18 protein-coding genes are annotated in these 17585 nt (G+C 71.2%); 1 reads left to right on the top strand and 17 read right to left on the bottom strand.

What is annotated here, in order from left to right:
• Position 1 precedes the first annotated feature (1 nt).
• From SM611_RS13745 to SM611_RS13700, 10 genes are all read right to left on the bottom strand, one after another.
• Complete coding sequence (locus tag SM611_RS13745) at positions 2 to 898, bottom strand: F0F1 ATP synthase subunit gamma (RefSeq protein WP_371949891.1); 897 nt, start codon at positions 896 to 898, stop codon at positions 2 to 4.
• 5 nt (positions 899 to 903) lie between these two features.
• A complete protein-coding gene (gene atpA, locus SM611_RS13740; protein WP_371949890.1) occupies positions 904 to 2538 on the bottom strand; it encodes a F0F1 ATP synthase subunit alpha in 1635 nt (544 codons plus the stop codon).
• Between the two features lie 41 nt (positions 2539 to 2579).
• Positions 2580 to 3401 carry a F0F1 ATP synthase subunit delta gene (locus tag SM611_RS13735; protein WP_371949889.1) on the bottom strand — a complete coding sequence of 274 codons (822 nt, stop codon included), beginning with the start codon at positions 3399 to 3401 and terminating at the stop codon, positions 2580 to 2582.
• 103 nt (positions 3402 to 3504) lie between these two features.
• Positions 3505 to 4065, bottom strand: coding sequence for a F0F1 ATP synthase subunit B (locus tag SM611_RS13730; RefSeq protein WP_371949888.1), 561 nt, complete (start codon positions 4063 to 4065; stop codon positions 3505 to 3507).
• A 32-nt stretch (positions 4066 to 4097) separates the two neighbouring features.
• Positions 4098 to 4337, bottom strand: coding sequence for an ATP synthase F0 subunit C (gene atpE / locus SM611_RS13725; RefSeq protein ID WP_371949887.1), 240 nt, complete (start codon positions 4335 to 4337; stop codon positions 4098 to 4100).
• A 101-nt stretch (positions 4338 to 4438) separates the two neighbouring features.
• Positions 4439 to 5230, bottom strand: coding sequence for a F0F1 ATP synthase subunit A (atpB, locus tag SM611_RS13720; RefSeq protein WP_371949886.1), 792 nt, complete (start codon positions 5228 to 5230; stop codon positions 4439 to 4441).
• Between the two features lie 70 nt (positions 5231 to 5300).
• A complete protein-coding gene (locus SM611_RS13715; protein WP_371949885.1) occupies positions 5301 to 5525 on the bottom strand; it encodes an AtpZ/AtpI family protein in 225 nt (74 codons plus the stop codon).
• Positions 5526 to 5609: 84 nt separating this feature from the next.
• Positions 5610 to 6026, bottom strand: a complete 417-nt coding sequence (locus SM611_RS13710) for a Cg1360 family ATP-synthase-associated protein (RefSeq protein ID WP_371949884.1) — start codon at positions 6024 to 6026, stop codon at positions 5610 to 5612.
• A gap of 284 nt (positions 6027 to 6310) precedes the next feature.
• The gene (locus tag SM611_RS13705) at positions 6311 to 7465 is read right to left on the bottom strand and encodes an MraY family glycosyltransferase (RefSeq protein WP_371949883.1); all 1155 of its coding nucleotides are present in this window, start codon (positions 7463 to 7465) and stop codon (positions 6311 to 6313) included.
• Positions 7466 to 7537: 72 nt separating this feature from the next.
• Positions 7538 to 8647, bottom strand: a complete 1110-nt coding sequence (locus tag SM611_RS13700) for a DUF2207 domain-containing protein (RefSeq protein WP_371949882.1) — start codon at positions 8645 to 8647, stop codon at positions 7538 to 7540.
• 226 nt (positions 8648 to 8873) lie between these two features.
• Here SM611_RS13700 and SM611_RS13695 point away from each other — a divergent pair, with 226 nt between their 5' ends.
• Positions 8874 to 9299: a hypothetical protein gene (locus SM611_RS13695; protein ID WP_371949881.1), complete on the top strand. Its 426-nt coding sequence runs from the start codon at positions 8874 to 8876 to the stop codon at positions 9297 to 9299.
• Between the two features lie 88 nt (positions 9300 to 9387).
• Here SM611_RS13695 and SM611_RS13690 read toward each other — a convergent pair whose 3' ends face one another.
• The 7 genes from SM611_RS13690 to rho all read right to left on the bottom strand — a co-directional run bounded on the left by SM611_RS13690 (position 9388) and on the right by rho (position 17305).
• Positions 9388 to 10317, bottom strand: coding sequence for an L-threonylcarbamoyladenylate synthase (locus tag SM611_RS13690; RefSeq protein ID WP_371949880.1), 930 nt, complete (start codon positions 10315 to 10317; stop codon positions 9388 to 9390).
• Between the two features lie 26 nt (positions 10318 to 10343).
• Positions 10344 to 11204: a peptide chain release factor N(5)-glutamine methyltransferase gene (gene prmC / locus SM611_RS13685; RefSeq protein ID WP_371949879.1), complete on the bottom strand. Its 861-nt coding sequence runs from the start codon at positions 11202 to 11204 to the stop codon at positions 10344 to 10346.
• Positions 11205 to 11314: 110 nt separating this feature from the next.
• On the bottom strand, positions 11315 to 12379 hold the full coding sequence (gene prfA, locus SM611_RS13680; RefSeq protein ID WP_371949878.1) for a peptide chain release factor 1: 1065 nt from the start codon (positions 12377 to 12379) through the stop codon (positions 11315 to 11317).
• A gap of 112 nt (positions 12380 to 12491) precedes the next feature.
• Positions 12492 to 12710, bottom strand: coding sequence for a 50S ribosomal protein L31 (gene rpmE / locus SM611_RS13675; RefSeq protein WP_021598595.1), 219 nt, complete (start codon positions 12708 to 12710; stop codon positions 12492 to 12494).
• Positions 12711 to 12879: 169 nt separating this feature from the next.
• Positions 12880 to 13533, bottom strand: coding sequence for a response regulator transcription factor (locus tag SM611_RS13670; RefSeq protein ID WP_371949877.1), 654 nt, complete (start codon positions 13531 to 13533; stop codon positions 12880 to 12882).
• A gap of 77 nt (positions 13534 to 13610) precedes the next feature.
• Positions 13611 to 15011, bottom strand: a complete 1401-nt coding sequence (locus SM611_RS13665; RefSeq protein WP_371949876.1) for a sensor histidine kinase — start codon at positions 15009 to 15011, stop codon at positions 13611 to 13613.
• 248 nt (positions 15012 to 15259) lie between these two features.
• Entirely contained in the window at positions 15260 to 17305 is a 2046-nt protein-coding gene (gene rho / locus SM611_RS13660; RefSeq protein ID WP_371949875.1) for a transcription termination factor Rho, read from the bottom strand.
• Positions 17306 to 17585 lie beyond the last annotated feature (280 nt).

Below are 17585 nucleotides of genomic sequence, written 5' to 3'. Positions count from 1 at the left end.
ATCACTCCCCGCCAGACTCGGCGAGCGCGTCAGCGCCACCGACGATCTCGCTGATTTCCTGGGTGATCGCGGCCTGCCGCGCCTGGTTCATCTGGCGCGTGTAGACCCCGAGCAGTTCGTTGGCATTGTCGGTCGCCGACTTCATCGCCCGCCGGACCGACGCCTGGAACGACGCCGCCGACTGCAGCAGCATGTGGAAGATGCGGCTCTCGATGTAGTTCGGCAGCAGCAGGTCGAGCGCCGCCGCGGCGGACGGCTCGAACTCATACGACGGCGGCACCCTGTCGCTGGAGCTCTCCTCGATCTCCAGCGGCATCAGCCGCTTGACCTGGACCTCCTGGGTCAGCATCGAGACGAACTCGGTGTAGACCACGTGGATCTCCCCGACGCCGCCCTCGGCGTCGGTCTTGAGGAAGTCCTCGGTCAGCCGGCGGCCGATCTGCTCCGCGTTCGCGAAGTGCGGCCGGTCGCTGAACCCGTGCCAGCTCTGCGCGACCTCCCGGCCCCGGAACCGGTACCAGGTGATGCCCTTGTTGCCCACCACGTACGGGACCGGCTCGCGGCCCTCGTCCCGCAGCGCCCTGATCAGGGACTCGGCCTCGCGGATCACGTTGGCGTTGTACGCGCCGCAGAACCCGCGGTCACTCGTGACGATCAGGACGGCGCTGCGGGTGTCGGCCGGCTGCTCCTGCAGGAGCGGGTGGTCGATGCCGACATGATGGCTCACCAGCGCGGTCAGGGCCTGCGTGATCTGGTCGGCGTACGGCTTGGACGCCGCCACCGCCTGCTGGGCCTTGACGATCCGCGACGTGGCGATCATCTCCTGGGCGCGCGTGATCTTGGCGGTCGACTTGACCGTCTTGATCTGCTGCCGGAGTTGACGAAGTTGCGCGGCCATCGGCGTCAGACCTTCTTGACGCGGGTGATGGTCTCCTGCTCGACGTCCTCGGCCTCGATCGGTTCGACGGGCTCCTCGGCCAGCAGGTCGCCCTCGCTGGTCTGGAAGCCCTTCTTGAACTCCGTGATGGTGTTCTTGAGGCTCGTGAGGCCGTCGTCGGAGAGCTTGCCGGTCTCCCGGATGGAGGTCAGCAGGCCCGCCTCCTCGCGCTCCACGTAGTCGAGGAACTCGCGCTCGAAGCGGCGGATGTCCGCGACGGGCACATCGTCCAGCTCGCCGGAGGTGCCGGCCCACACGGACACGACCTCCTGCTCGACCGGGAACGGGTTGCCCTGCGGCTGCTTCAGCAGCTCGACCAGGCGGGCGCCGCGCTCCAGCTGGGCGCGGGAGGCCGCGTCCAGGTCGGACGCGAACGCCGCGAACGCCTCCAGGTCACGGAACTGCGACAGCGCCAGGCGCAGCGTGCCGGCGACGGTCTTCATCGCCTTGATCTGCGCGGAGCCGCCGACCCGGGACACCGAGATGCCGACGTTGATCGCCGGCCGGACGCCCTGGTTGAACAGGTCCGTCTCCAGGAAGCACTGCCCGTCGGTGATCGAGATGACGTTCGTCGGGATGTAGGCCGACACGTCGTTGCCCTTGGTCTCGATGATCGGCAGACCCGTCATCGAACCGGCGCCCAGGTCGTCCGACAGCTTCGCGCAGCGCTCCAGCAGCCGCGAGTGCAGGTAGAAGACGTCGCCCGGGTAGGCCTCGCGGCCCGGCGGGCGGCGCAGCAGCAGCGACACCGCGCGGTACGCCTCGGCCTGCTTCGACAGGTCGTCGAACACGATCAGGACGTGCTTGCCCTGGTACATCCAGTGCTGCCCGATCGCGGACCCGGTGTAGGGGGCGATGTACTTGTAGCCCGCCGGGTCGGACGCCGGAGCCGCCACGATCGTGGTGTACTCCAGCGCGCCGGCCTCCTCCAGGGAGCGGCGGACGTTGGCGATCGTGGAGCCCTTCTGGCCGACCGCGACGTAGATGCAGCGCACCTGCTTGCTCGGGTCGCCCGACTCCCAGGCTTCCTTCTGGTTGATGATGGTGTCCACGCAGACCGTGGTCTTGCCGGTCTGCCGGTCACCGATGATCAGCTGCCGCTGGCCGCGGCCGATCGGCGTCATCGCGTCGATGGCCTTGATGCCGGTCTGCAGCGGCTCGCCGACCGACTGCCGCTGCACGACCGTGGGGGCCTGCAGCTCGAGCGCGCGGCGCTCGGTCGTCTCGATCGGGCCGAGGCCGTCGAGCGGGCTGCCCAGGGCGTCCACAACACGGCCGAGGAAGGCGTCGCCGACCGGCGCCGACAGGACCTCGCCCGTCCGCCGGACCTTCTGGCCCTCCTCGATGTTGCTGAAGTCGCCAAGGACAACGGCGCCGATCTCGCGCACGTCCAGGTTCAGAGCCAGGCCACGGGTACCGTCCTCGAACTCAAGGAGTTCGTTCGCCATCGCGGAGGGCAGGCCCTCGACGTGGGCGATACCGTCGCCGGAATCGACGACGGTGCCGACCTCTTCGCGCGCGGCGGCCTCGGGCTCGTACGACTGGACGAAGCGCTCCAGCGCGTTCCGGATCTCGTCCGGACGGATCGTCAGCTCCGCCATGATTCCTCTCTTGCTCCCTAAAAGGTCAGCTCAGCAGGCGTTCAGCCGGCGCCGAGCCGCCGGCGGACGTCGTCCAGCCGTCCGGCGATCGTGCCGTCGATGATCTCGTCCCCGATCTCGATCGACAGTCCGCCGATCGTGCCGGGGTCGATCTCGATGTTCAGGTGTACTTCGTGTCCGTAGGCGGTGGCGAGCACTCCCGCGAGCCGCGTCCGCTGCGCCGCCGACAGGTCGGTCGGCGTCCGGACCAGCGCGACGAGCCGCTCCCGCCGCTGGGCGACGAGCTTGCCGTACTCGGCGAGCCCACCTTCCAGGCTACGTCCTCGCGGGCGCAGCACCAGCTCGGTGACCAGCGCCAGCGTCGCGGGAGTGACCTTGCCCTCCAGCAGCGCGTTGACCAGGCCGAGCTTGCGGTCGTCCGGCAGCCCCGGGCCGGCGAGCGCGCCGCGCAGGGCGACCTCGCCCTCGATGACCCGGGAGAACCGGAACAGCTCGTCCTCCAGGTCGTCGATCTGCCCGTCCGCCTCGGCGCGCGCGGCCTCGGCGGTGACCGCGAGGGCCTCCACCGCGTCCGACAGCTCCGAGGGCTTGGACCAGCGCAGCCGGACGACGTCGGCGACCAGCCCGAGAGCGGCCGGCGACACCTTGCCCTCCAGCAGGATCTGCACGAGCTGCGCCTTGTCGGCACCGTCCCGCGCCGGGTCGGAGACCGCCCGCCGCAGGCCGTGCTCGCGGTCGATCAGGTGCAGCACCGCGAACAGGTCGCCGCCGAGCGCGGCCAGGTCGGCGGAGGGAATGACGGCCTCCAGCCGCTGCCTGGCCTCGGCCAGCGACGCCCTGCCCACCGCTCCCGTGATGGTCATGGCGCCGCCCGGTCTGGACTGAGGAGCGAGGCACGAGCGACGAGGGAAGACCGGGCGTGGAAACGCCGTGGCCCCTCGTGCCGGAGGCGCGACATCAGGTAGGTCATGAGGTGATCTGCTCCTGCGTGCGAGCGCGGCTCTCCAGCTCCTCGAGGAACCGGTCGACGACCCGGCTCTGCCGCGCGCTGTCCTCAAGGGACTCGCCCACGACGCGTCCGGCCAGGTCGACCGACATGGCGCCGATCTCGGCGCGCAGCGACTGCAGGGCCTGCTGCCGCTCGGCCTCGATCTGCTTCTTGGCGTCCTCGACGATCTTGCGCGCCTCCGCCTGGGCCTTCTCCTTGGCCTCGGCGATGATCTGCGCGCCCTGCTCCTCGGCCTTGCGTCGCTCGTTGGACGCCTCGACCGCGGCCGCCTTCTGCTGGGACTTGTACTGATCGAGGACCTGCTGGGCCTCTTTCTGCGCCTGCTCGGCCCGTTCGAGGCCGCCCTCGATCGCCTGGGTCCGCTCCTCCAGCGTCTTCTGCAGACGCGGGACGAGGATGCGGCCCAGGACGACCATGACGACGACGAACGAGAAGATGCCGACGACCAGCTCGTACGGGTGCGGGACGAGCGGGTTGTTGGCCTCCTCCGCCGCAAGGACGGAAGCTGCTGTGATCATGTCTGCAGCCCTTCCTCAGGTACGGACGGCTACTACTTGATGCCCTGGAAGATGAACGGCGCGACCAGGCCGATGAGGGCGAGCGCCTCGGTGAGGACGAAGCCCAGCAGCATGTTGGTGCGGATCACGCCGGTCAGCTCGGGCTGGCGGGCGATGGCGTTCACGCCCTGGCCGAAGATGATGCCGATGCCGATGCCCGGGCCGATGGCCGCGAGGCCGTAGCCGATCGAGGTGACGTTACCGCTGACGGCGGCGAGAACTTCTCCCGTCATGGGGCTCATTCCTTTTCTGTCGGCCGGCGGACACTCCGCCGGTCTTGGGCTAACGAGGGTGTCTGGGAGAGCCCGGCACCGGAGCGCGCGGGCCCGAGGGCTCAGTGGTCCGCTTCGAGACCGCTCTGGATGTACATCGCGGCGAGCATCGCGAAGAGGAACGCCTGCAGGAACTGGATCAGCAGTTCGAGCGCGGTCAGCACGATCGTGACGAGCACGCCGACGATGCCGACCCCGAAGCCGAGCGCGGTGGGCTTCTCGAACAGGAACCAGAAGCCGACGAGGCTGAAGAACGCCAGGATCGTGTGGCCGGCGAACATGTTGGCGAAGAGCCGGACCGCGTGCGTGAAGGGAGCGAGGATGAAGGTCGAGAGGTACTCGATCGGCACCAGCAGGAAGTAGACCGGCAGCGGCAGGCCCGAGGGGATCATGTTGGTGAAGTACTTCAGCTTCTGGTGCTTGAGGCCGAGGTAGACCTTGACGATGTAGACGAAGACCGCCAGGACGATCGGGAACGCGATGTGCGACGCGATCGGGAACTGGATGATCGGGATGACCGCGAAGATGTTCCAGAACCAGATCAGGAAGAACAGCGACATCAGCATCGGCATCCACCGGTCGGTGTTCTTGCCGAGGAACGGGCGCGCGATCTCGTCCCGCACGAACATGTAGCCGATCTCGCCGATGTTCTGCATGCCGCGCGGCACGAGCTTCGGCTTGGCGAACGCCGTCCAGAACAGGACGCACACCAGCAGGGCGCCGACGACCGCGAAGACGACGGGTTTGGTCAGCCACTCCGGGCCGCCGGCGAACAGGGGCGGGAAGTCGAACAGCTCCGGGCCCGGGGCTTGGAACTCATCTCCCCCGGAGGCGAGGACCGTCAGCGCGTTCACGCGGCGTTCCCTTCATCAATGTGGTGATGTTTCACGAAGGCTTCCTCGGCGGCTTCCTCTGCGGGGCCGCTCAGGAGGAGTGGCGACCGTACTTCAGGTAGACCAGGTAGACGGCGAGCCCGACACCGATGACCAGGCCGATGGGTATCAGCCAGGCCTGGTGCGTCCACTTGGACAGCAGCCACCCGATGCCGCCCCAGATGATCATCCCGGAGAGGAGGTAGCTGGGCACGGACCAGGCGACGTCGGCGAATTCCCGTTGGCCGTCCTCCGGACGACGCTTCTGCTCGCTCATCGCGCTCCGGACGATAGCAGGCCACCCCTGCGGTGGTCATATTGGAGTAGTCCTCGGGAACAGGTGCCGTCCGCCGGGGCTGCATCACGGGCTCCGGTCCAGGACGTTCTCGGGCTCGTCAATGTAGGGCCTCCGCTGCAGCACGATCCGGAACTCGGCGGCGATCCAGAGCAGCGCGAGCCCGATGACCGTCCAGCCGAAGACCTTGGTGTTCCAGACCGAGACGCCGTCCATCGTCGTGACCAGCACCATCACCGCGAGGATCTTCACCATGTAGCTCGCCAGCGCGGCCAGCATCATGGTCTGCGCGGAGTACTTGGCGGCCCACGAGACCACCAGCGCGCTGGCCGAGAAGAAGGCGATCACCACGACCGACGCCAGCGCCGCGGCCAGGGCGCCCTTGGCGCCGGCGGTCAGCAGGCCGATCAGCACGGCGGCCACCCCGACGACCGAGGTCGGGATCGCGGCGCCGCGGAGCATCCTGGCTTCGGAGGTGTGCATGAAGGCTCCGACTGGTCACGTTCAGTGGTCGTCTGTTGTTCGTGAAAGGTATCACAAGCGTCCGGAATGTCCACAATTACCCTAGAGGTAATGCGGGTCCAGGGCCCGGGAGGCTACCTCCGGTAACGCTCGCACCTGGACTTTAGCCCAGCTCAAGCCCTGCTTTAGCCTCCGCGCCCCGACCCGCGCGCCGTCCATGCGCGGTCCATTCACCGTCCACGCGCGGCCCGCGCGGCGGTCATCCGGCCGCCTTCCCGGCCGCCGCGAAGCGGTCGCGGCCCGTGTCAGACGCGCATCGGGGGACGCTGCGCGGGCTGGTCGCCGGTGCCCGGATCGATGCCGGGCCGCTTGCGGCGCGGCTTGCGGAGCATCAGCACCACCCCGGCCGTCGCGATCAGCAGCGTGACGCCGAGGGTGATCCACGCGGCGTCGAACAGCGCCAGCCCGACCAGGCCGGAGGCCAGCAGCCCCACCCAGAAGTACATGATCAGCACGGCGCGGCGGGTGGAGTGGCCGAGTTGCAGCAGCCGGTGGTGCAGGTGCTGCTTGTCCGGGGAGAAGGGCGACCTGCCCTGGTTCGTCCGCCGCCACACCGCGAGCAGCATGTCCGCGAACGGGACCGCGGCCACCGCCGGGATCAGCAGGATCGGGACGAAGAACGGGAACAGCCCGTTGGCGAGGATGGCCGGGTCGAACTGGCCGGTCAGCATGATCGTGGACGCGCTGAGCAGCAGGCCGATCAGCATCGAGCCGGTGTCGCCCATGAAGATCCTGGCGGGGCTGAAATTGTGCGGCAGGAAGCCCAGGCACATCCCGAACAGGATCGCGGCGATGAGCGTGGCGCCGGTCAGCGTGGTCAGCCCGATCGTCCGCGACAGCAGGTAGGCGTAGGAGAACAGCGCCAGCGCGGCGATCCCGACGACGCCCGCGGCGAGGCCGTCCAAGCCGTCGATGAAGTTCACCGCGTTGATCGTGGCGACCACGACCAGCACGGTCAGCGGCACCCCGTAGGCGGGCGGCAGCGACAGCGACTCGCCCGTCGGCAGCGGGATCACATAGATCTGGATGCCCTGCATGATGAAGATCCCGGCGGCCGCGACCTGCCCGGCGAACTTGGTGAGCGCGTCCACCTCCCAGCGGTCGTCGGCGATGCCGATCAGCACGATCAGCCCGCCCGACAGCGTCAGCGCCTTCGCGACGCTGATGTCGCCGTCGTCGAGGACCTTGCGCATCTCCGGCAGCCCGGTCGCGACCACCAGCGCCGCCAGCATCCCGCCGAACATCGCGAGACCGCCCAGCCGGGGCGTCGGGATGACGTGCACGTCGCGATCGCGCGGGACGGCCTGCGCCCCGAACCAGACGGCGAACCGGCGCACCGAGGGCGTCAGCAGGTACGCGACGAGAGCGGCCACGAGAATCGTGAGCAGGTACTCCCGCACTCCGCGCGCCTCCCTTCGCCGATCACCGGTGCCGTGCCGCCCCGTCCGGCGGCCCCCCGTCCTTCGAGGCCGTCACGGTGGTAGACGGCCTGCGGGGCCGACGGGTTCGCGCCGCGACCGACCAACTGTAGACCCACCCGGCGACCCCTCGCTGCCGATCACGGCCGGGCCGCGCCGCGCGTACACGATCCCGGCGCCGACGATCAGCAGCGCCAGCCCGGCCAGGCACGGGTCGCCCAGCGAGAAGGCCCACGGGCCGCGGGCCGCGATCTCGTCCCCCGCGTCGGCGACGACCAGCAGCAGGCCGGCCGCGATCAGCCCCGCGCCCGCCCGCCGCGGGACCGGGCGCCGCGCGACCAGCGCCACCGCGCCGACGGCGAGGGCGAGCACCGCGGTGCCCGGCCAGTCGCCCGTCCAGCGCGGCGGGACGTACCGGGGCGCCGCCACGGCGATCGCGTGCTTGGGCAACCGGACCCGGATCTTCATGCCCTCGTGCGGGGCCAGCGCGTTCTGGACGAAGTCCACCGCGTACGGGCCGTCGCGGTCGCGCGGGCAGCGGATCGTCGCACCCCGCGCGCCCGCCCGGCACGTCACGTGCCGCAGCGGGACCGGCGCCTCGACCCGCACCGCCGCACTCCCGATCGGGACGCTCCAGGCCGTCCCGATCGCGTCCCACACCAGCTCGTCGTGGTCGGCGCGCGGCGTGAACGCCCGCCCCACCTCGTACTCGATCACGTACGCCTGCCGCCCGCGGACCTCGCGGTGCCGGTCGCCGACGCTGATCTGCACGTCGTGCAGGAACCGCGTCATCCGGGCCCGGGACGGTGCGCCGGTGGACGAGCTGGTGCGCACGTTCCGCACCTCGAAGACGCGGTCGCCGCGGCGGAACGGCACGTGCCGGACGATCCCGTGCTCGCCGCTCTGGTCGAAGTCGTAGGTGATCGTCTCCCGGACGTACAGCACGCCGTCGGCGCCGATGGTCAGCACGACGTCGTAGGTCGGGATGCTCTCCCCGACGGCCGGCGGGGGCGGCGGGACGGTCCCCGACACGCCGGGCGCGGGCTCGGTTCCGGGGGCGGGTTCGGCGCCGGCGGCGCGGGCGGGCAGCATGAGCACGACGATCAGCAGCAGAGGGCCCACGAAGATCGCGGGCCTCCGGACACGGCCACGCACGTCAGGCATGGTTTCACCTGTTGCCATGATCGTGTCGGTCTAACGCGCCCCGGCGGCCGCCGGGCGGGCGCGAACGGCTTCCTGGACACTTGGACGCACCCGGGCCCGGATCGGTTCGTCCGCCCGCCGAGATCGTCCGGCCCTGGTCAGCCTGTAAGGCTGTCATAAAGGTGACCATGCAGACACTGCTAAGTTATCGGCTGCTAACCCCCAACACACGAGCCTGGAGGGACCTATGCGGCGAATCGCTGCAGTCGCCCTGACCGCCGGCACCCTGATGGCCGGCATGGCCGCCGTGGGTGCTCCCGCCGAAGCCGCCACCGGCTGGAAGCCCTACGACTCTTACAGCGGCATCGACGCCTGGGGCACCTACTCCCGCAGCGGCGGCAAGACCTACGTGAAGGGCTACCTTCGCGACACCAAGAAGAACGGCTGGACCGCCTGCGTCCGGTTCCTCTTCACCGAGGGCACCAACAAGTACTGGTCCCGCTTCAAGATCATCGGCGTGACGTCCGGTGGCACGAAGTACAACTTCGACGGCAAGGCCACCGTCTCGATCAGCGTCAGCTCCAGCTACAGCAGCCACCTGTGGGTGCAGGAGTGCGGCCGGAGCAAGAGCACCGGCAAGTACTACTACGGCAAGGGCAAGAAGCTCTTCTAAGCCCCGCCGTCACGCCTGACGACACAGGCCCCGCCCGGCCCGGCGGGGCCTTCGTGCTTTCGCGGGCCCGTGCCGCCCGGCCGGCCGGTCAGGACTCCCGGCCGCCGGCCGGGTCGTCCTTCGCCGGTGACGGCTCGGCCGCGGGCTGAACGACGTCGGCAGGGGCCTCAGCAGGCGCGTCGCGCGTTTGCGCGGCGTCCCCCTTGCTGAGGGAGGGCTTCGCGGACGGAGTGTCGGAGACGGCCTCTGCGGGCTCGCCCGGCGCCGCGGACTCCCGCCTCTTGCGGAGGGAGAGCGCCGCCGCCTCCGCGTCGGCGGCGGCCTTCGTGGCAGTGTCCGACATGGCCGGGGTGTCGGGCTCGTCGGGGTCGTCCTCATCGGTGAGGAGGACGCCCACGACGGAGCGGATCCTGTCCTCGGGGACGGCGCCGGCGCGCAGCAGCCGCGGGACGGGCCCGGTCAGGTCGATGATCGTCGACGGGTCGGCGTGGCCGGAGACGCCGCCGTCCAGGTAGACCGCGACCGAGTCGCCGAGCATCTTCTCGGCCTCGTCGACGTTCCGCGCCGCGGACCGCCCGCTCAGGTTCGCGCTGCTGACCGCAAGCGGGCCGGTCTCCTTGAGCAGCTCCACCGCGAGCTCGTGCATCGGCATCCGGACGGCGACGGTGCCCTTGGTCTCGCCGAGGTCCCACATGAGGTTCGGGTTCGCGCGGCACACGAGCGTCAGCGCGCCCGGCCAGAACTCGTCGATGAGGTCCTGGCCGTACGTGCCGAGGTCCTCCACGAGGGCGGTGGCGGCGCGCACGGAGCCGACCAGGACCGGCGGGGGCATCTCCCGGCCGCGTCCCTTCGCCTCCAGCAGCGCCGTCACGGCGGGCGGCATGAACGCGTCCGCGGCCACCCCGTAGACGGTGTCGGTCGGCATGACGATCAGCTCACCGCGCCGCACCACCGACACGGCCTCGGCGATCCCGCGGGTGCGCTCCATCGGCTCGGAGCAGTCATAGCGTCGGCTCACGAACCCAGTTTCCCACGCGCCGGGGACTAGTCGGCAGCCAGGCGGGCGGTCACGAAACGGTCCCGGTTCGTCAGGTCGCGGCGGTTGCGGACGTCGCGCCAGCCGTTCTCCTCCGCGAACGTCCAGTAGACGCCGTTCCCCTGCAGGTCACTGTGCTCGACGGCCACGTACCCGCCCGGACGCAGCAGCCGGCGCGCGGTGCGCTCCACCACCCGGATCGCGTCCAGGCCGTCGTCGCCGCCGCCCCACAGCGCGTCCGCCGGGTCGTGGTCGCGGACGTCCGGCGGCACGTACTCCCACTCGCTCATCGGAATGTACGGCGGGTTGGAGACGACCAGGTCGACGGTGCCGTCCAGCTCGGGAAGCGCGGTGGCGAAGTCGTCCAGATGGAGGCGGACGCGGCCCCGCTCGTCCAGCTCCTCGATGTTGCGGGTCGCGTGCACGAACGCCGTCGGGTCCTTCTCCACCGCGTGCACGCGCGCGCGAGGCGCCTCCAGCGCGATCGACAGCGCGATCGCGGCCGAGCCGGTGCCGAGGTCGACGACCAGGGGGTCGCGCACGTCCATGTCGCGGAGCGTCTCCAGCGCCCAGCCCACCATCACCTCGGTCTCCGGACGCGGGACGAACACGCCGGGCCCGACCTTCAACTCCAGGTAGCGGAAGAACGCGCGGCCGGTGATGTGCTGCAGCGGCTCCCCCGCCTCGCGGCGCGCGACGAACTCCCAGAACCGGGCGTCGAACGCGCTGTCGGGGACGCCGTGCAGCTCCGAGCGCCGCACCCCGTGCACGGCCGCCGCCAGCTCCTCGGCGTCGGCGCGGGGCGAGGCGGCGCCCGCGTCGGCGAGGCGGGCGGTGGCCCGGGCGATCTCGTCGAGCAACAGGTTCATGATCGTGCCCTTCGAGGGGGGACGACCCCCCACACCCCCCGGATTCGCTCCGCTCATGGCCTCGCCCTTCGAGGGGGGACGACCCCCCACACCCCCCGGATTCGCTCCGCTCATGAGGTTTGGGCTTCGGCCAGGCGGCGCTCCATGTCCGCGTCGACGAGCGCCTGCGTGACGTTGTGGAGGTCCCCGTCCAGCACCTGGTCGAGGTTGTAGGCCTTGTAGCCGACGCGGTGGTCGGAGATCCGGTTCTCCGGGTAGTTGTAGGTGCGCACCCGCTCGGAGCGGTCAACGGTGCGGACCTGGCTCTTGCGCTCGGCCGCCGCCGCCGCGGCGGCCTCCTCCTGCGCCATCGCCAGGAGCCGCGACCGCAGGATGCGCAGCGCCTGCTCCTTGTTCTGCAGCTGGCTCTTCTCGTTCTGGCAGGAGACCACGACGCCCGTCGGCAGGTGCGTGATGCGGACCGCCGAGTCGGTCGTGTTGACGCTCTGCCCGCCCGGACCGGACGACCGGTACACGTCGATGCGCAGGTCGTTCGGGTCGACCTGGACGTCGACGTCCTCGGCCTCCGGCGTCACCAGGACGCCGACCGCGCTGGTGTGGATGCGCCCCTGCGACTCGGTCGCGGGCACCCGCTGCACGCGGTGCACGCCGCCCTCGTACTTCAGCCGGGTCCAGACGCCTTCCTCGGCGTTGCCCTTGGCCTTCACGGCGACGGTGACGTCCTTGTACCCGCCGAGGTCGGACGGGTGCGAGTCGATGATCTCGGTCTTCCAGCCGATGCGCTCGGCGTACCGCAGGTACATGCGGAGGAGGTCGCCGGCGAACAGCGCGGACTCCTCGCCGCCCTCACCGGCCTTGACCTGGAGGATGACGTCCTTGGAGTCGCTCGGGTCGCGCGGGACGAGCAGCCGGCGCAGCCGCCCCTCCAGGGCCTCGCGGCGCTTGTCGAGGTCGTCGGCCTCGGCGGCGAAGGCCGCGTCCTCGCCGCCGAGCTCGCGCGCGGTGGCCAGGTCGTCCAGCGTGGACGCCAGCTCCCGGTGCGCCTCGACGATCGGGCGCAGCTCCGCGTACCGCTTGCCGAGCTTGCGCGCCAGGACCTGGTCGGCATGGACGGACGGGTCGGCGAGCCGCTCCTCGATGCTCGCGTACTCACTGATCAGATCGTCGAGATTCACGCTGTGTCCTGACCCGTCCCGGCCCGGAGACGGCCTCCGGTTCGCCGACTTCGAAAGGCCCGGGGACCTCGAGCGTCCCCGGGCCGTTCCTGGTATGTGTGCGGCGCTCTTCCTACTTGCCGGCCTTCTTCTTGCCGAAGCGCTGCTCGAAGCGCGCCACCCGGCCACCGGTGTCGAGGATCTTCTGCTTGCCCGTGTAGAACGGGTGGCAGTTCGAGCAGACGTCCGCGTGGATCACGCCGTTCTCGGCGGTGCTGCGGGTCTCGAAGGTGTTGCCGCACGTACACGTCACGGTCGTGACGACGTAGTTCGGGTGAATGTCGGGCTTCATGGTTCTCCTCGCCTCAGGCGGTCGCCGGGCGCCCCTCGCCCATGGTGGGACCCATGGGAGATGTGGGAAGCGTGAACCGGTACCGCAGCGGTTGCACCTCAAGTGTGCCAGATACCTGAACGTGGCGAGGTCACCGGTCATTCCCGATCTTGGACGGCGGCGCCGTCCGTCACCCGCCGGCCCGTCCCAGATAGGCCAGCACGGCCATCACCCTGCGGTGCCCGCCCTGCGCGGGCTGCAGGTCCAGCTTCATGAAGATGTTCGAGATGTGCTTCTCCACGGCGCCCTCGGTGACGACGAGGTCCGCGGCGATCGCGCCGTTCGAGCGTCCCTGCGCCATCAGCCCGAGCACCTCGCGCTCGCGCGGCGTCAGCGACTCCAGCGGGTCCCCGGTGCGGCGCCGGCCGAGCAGCTGCCCGATCACCTCCGGGTCGATGACCGTCCCGCCGGCCGCGATGCGGCGGACCGCGTCGATGAACTCGGCGACGTCCGACACCCGCTCCTTCAGCAGGTAGCCGACGCCCTCCGCGCCGCCCCCGATGAGGTCGGTCGCGTACCGCTCCTCCACGTACTGCGACAGGACGAGGATCGGCGTGCCCGGCCGCCGCTCCCGCACCGCGAGCGCCGCGCGGAGCCCCTCGTCGGTGAACGACGGCGGCATCCGGACGTCCACGATCGCGAGGTCGGGGCCGTGCTCCTCCACGATGCCGAGCAGCCCCGGCCCGTCCCCCACGGTCGCCACCGTCTCGATCCCGGCGTCGCCGAGCAGCCGGACGAGCCCTTCCCGCAACAGCACCGAATCCTCGGCGATCACAACCCGCATCCCGCCATTATCGAGCCTGCGGCCCGGCTCGCGGACGCGCGAGCCGAGCCAGGAGCCCGCGGTCGAGCCGGAGGCGGTCACCAGGTGCAGGGCAGGTCCGCGCGGATGATCGTGGGGCCGCCGGGCGGGCTGTCCACGATGAGCATCCCGTCGATCGTCGCGGCCCGGTCGGCGAGGCCCGCGAGGCCCCCCTCGGGACGGGCGACCGCGCCGCCGACCCCGTTGTCGACCACCTCGACGACGACCCAGCGGTCCTCGCGCGCCACCCGGACCGACACCTGCGTCGCGCGGGCGTACTTCGCGACGTTCGCCAGCGACTCGGCGACGATGAAGTAGGCGATGCTCTCGACCGCCGCCGGGGGACGCTCCGGCAGGTCGACGTCCACCTCGACGGGGACGGGGGCGCGGGCGGCGAGACCCGACAGCGCCGGGTCCAGGCCCCGGTCGGTGAGGATCGCCGGGTAGATCCCGCGGGCGAGGTCGCGCAGCTCGGAGATGGCCTCCTTCGTGCCGGCGTGGGCCTGCTCGATCAGCGCCCGCGCGCCCTCCGGGTCCTCGTCGAGCTTGGCGCGGGCGCGCCCGATGTCCATCGCCACGGCCAGCAGCCGCTGCTGCGCCCCGTCGTGCAGGTCGCGCTCGATGCGGCGGCGCTCGAACTCGGCGGCGTCCACCCCGCGGGCGCGGCTGGCCCGCAGATGCTCGGTGCGCCTGCGCAGCTCGGTGTTCTCCGCCTGCGCGGGGCTCGGGCCGAGCAGCAGCGCGGTGAACACCGAATGCCCGATCGCCATCGCCCGCGTCACGTACATCGCGAGGACGAGGAACACCAGCCCGAGGGCCATCACCGGGACGGCCTCCAGCGGGTTGCCCGCCCAGTACGAGACGACCCCGAAGCTGATCTCGGCGCCGTCGCCGTTCACCGCGACGATCAGCGGCAGGAACAGCGTCATGCCCGTCGCGCCCCAGACGGCCGCCGACACGACGAACTCGACCAGCGTGACCGGGAACAGGACGGCGAGGTAGGCGAGGTCCTTCCAGGTGGCCGGGTCGGTCGCCATCCCCCTCAGCTTGGACAGCGGGTTGCGGCCCGCCGGCAGCCGGCGGTACGGGTCCGGGATGCGGACGCCGAACGCGGCCCGGACGAGCCGCCGCTCCAGCATCGCGCCGAACCGCCACGCGATCATCAGCAGCGCCAGCAGCGGCACCCCGACCCAGATGATGAGCAGCCCGGCGGACAGCGACAGCCCGACGACCAGGGTGACGAACCAGCCGAGCCCGAGCCCCATGCTGACGCCGAGGTAGAGCGCCGAACGCCAGGTCAGCGACGACCGCGCCATCGCCACGGGATGCCAGGGCCGGTTCAGGACCGACGGCGCGTCCCCGCCGCCGCGCGTCGCCGCGGCCCACCGGGTCGCGGCCCATCCCACGGCGCCGCCGCCGGGTTCTCTGCTCAGCTCGCCCACATCGTCCTCCGTGCCCATTCCCAACCTACGGTCCCAGCGTGCCGGGCCCGGGACGGGACGACCATGACGCGCTCCGCCGGATCGGAGGTGGGGCTAACCCCACCATCGGACCGGCCGGGCGGCCTCGGCCTGGGCCTCGGCCTCGGCCTCGACTTCGGCCTCGGCCGGGACGCGGAACGCCCCCGCCCGGTCTCCCGGACGGGGGCGTGTCGGCCCGTGCTCCAGCCAGCGGTCGAGCTCTGGGCGTCGCGCCGCGCTGTCGCGGCTCAGCGGTCGTCGGAGACCGTCGTCTTCTGCACCTGGAGCAGGAACTCGGCGTTGGACTTGGTCTCCTTCATCTTCTCGATGAGGAGCTCCAGCGCCTGCTGCGTGTCGAGCGCGTGCAGCACCCGGCGCAGCTGCCAGACGACCCGCAGCTCCTCCGGAGCCATGAGGATCTCCTCCTTGCGGGTGGACGACTGGTCGACGTCCACCGCCGGGAAGATCCGCTTGTCGGCCAGGCTCCGGTTGAGCTTCAGCTCCATGTTGCCGGTGCCCTTGAACTCCTCGAAGATGACCTCGTCCATGCGGGACCCGGTCTCCACCAGCGCGGTGGCGAGGATCGTCAGCGAGCCACCGTTCTCGATGTTGCGCGCCGCGCCGAAGAACCGCTTCGGCGGGTACAGCGCGGTCGAGTCGACACCACCGGACAGGATGCGGCCGGACGCCGGCGCCGCCAGGTTGTAGGCCCGGCCCAGGCGGGTGATCGAGTCGAGCAGCACGACGACGTCGTGGCCCAGCTCGACGAGCCGCTTGGCACGCTCGATCGCCAGCTCGGCGACCGTGGTGTGGTCCTCGGCGGGACGGTCGAAGGTCGAGTGGATGACCTCGCCCTTCACCGTCCGCTGCATGTCGGTGACCTCTTCCGGACGCTCGTCCACGAGGACGACCATCAGGTGGCACTCCGGGTTGTTCTTGGTGATCGCGTTGGCGATCGCCTGGAGCACCATCGTCTTGCCGGCCTTCGGCGGCGACACGATCAGGCCGCGCTGGCCCTTGCCGATCGGCGACACCAGGTCGATGATCCGCGTGGTCAGGATGCCGGGGTCGGACTCCAGCCGCAGCCGCTCCTGCGGGTACAGCGGGGTCAGCTTGCTGAAGTCGACGCGGCCCTTGGCCTGCTCCGGCTCCATCCCGTTGACGGTGTCGAGGCGGACCAGCGCGTTGAACTTCTCGCGCCGCTCGCCCTCGCGCGCCTGCCGGACGGCGCCGGTGATGACGTCGCCCTTGCGGAGGCCGTTCTTGCGGACCTGCGCGAGCGACACGTACACGTCGTTCGGGCCGGGCAGGTAGCCCGTCGTCCGGACGAAGGCGTAGTTGTCGAGGATGTCGAGGATGCCCGCGACCGGGATGAGGACGTCGTCCTCGCTGATCACCGGCTCCTCGTAGCGCTCGCGCCCGCCGCGGCCCCGGTTGCGCTCGCGGAACCGGCGCCCGCGCCGGCCCCGGCCGCCGCCATCGTCGTCGTCGTGCTGGCCGCCGCCGCCCTGGCTCTGGCCGCGCTGCCGGTTGCCGCCGCCCTGGTCGCCGCGCTCGCCCCGGTCACCGCGCTCACCGCGGTCGCCCCGGTCGCCCCGGTCACCGCGCTCGCCCCGGTCGCGGCCCTCGCCGCGCTCCCGGCCGCCGCGCTGGCGCTGCCGTCCGCCGCCCTCGCGGCCGTCCCGGCCCTGCTCGCGTCCGCCGTCGCGACCGCCGTCACGGCCGCCCTGGGACTCGCCGTCCTCGGCGTTCTGCTCGCGGCCCGGACGCTCGCCGCGTCCCTCGCCGGCCCCCCGGTCCTGCCGCTCACCGCGCTGGCGGCCGCCCTGCCGGTCCGCCCGCTCGGCCTTCTCCGGCTTGTCGGCCGGCTTCTCCGCGCTCTTCTCGGCGGCCCTGTCGCCGGCCTCGGCCGGCTGCTCGGCGGCCGGCGCGGCGTCGGCGATGGTGACCTGGTCGTCGGAGACCTCGCGCTTGGCGGACGTCGTGCGGGTCCGCCGGGGACGCTCGGCCTTCGACGGGGCAGCGGCTCCCTGCTCGCCCCCCGCCGAGCCCTGCTCCTGCCCGCCGCCCTGCTTCTCCTGGATGGCGGCGATGAGCTGGCTCTTGCGCATCCCGGTCACGCCGGTGATGCCGAGGCTGGACGCGAGCGCCTTGAGCTCGGGCAGCACCATGGCCGACAGGCCGGTGCCCGACCGGCGGCGCCGGGGGGTGGCGGGCTCCGCGCCGGCCGCGGCGGCGTCGGACACGGTTCCCGTGCTTGCTGCGTCCGTAAGGAGTTCGCTGGATTCGCTCACTAAGGGTCCTTCCCAGGGAGCGGGCGTTGGCCGGCGTTCGGCCAGTCGACCCGGTGGTGCGGCCCGGCGGGGGCGCCGGGACGGGCTCCGCTGATCACGATGGAACCGGGATCTGCGTGTTCTGGGCACAGCCAGATGGTGGACGGGACGTTCCGCTCGTGCGAGTCCCCGGTACCGTCACGTCCGAAGTTGTTGCGCTGGAATGCCTGACAACGGGATGTCACGGTGTCGGGGAGCCTAGTACGCGGGACCGACACGACCGGAGGGCCGAACAGGCGAC

Source organism: Actinomadura monticuli, from assembly GCF_041463655.1.
GTDB lineage: Bacteria > Actinomycetota > Actinomycetes > Streptosporangiales > Streptosporangiaceae > Spirillospora > Spirillospora monticuli.
The sequence above is the reverse complement of the archived record's forward strand: the minus strand, read 5'-3'. Positions and strand labels throughout refer to the sequence as shown.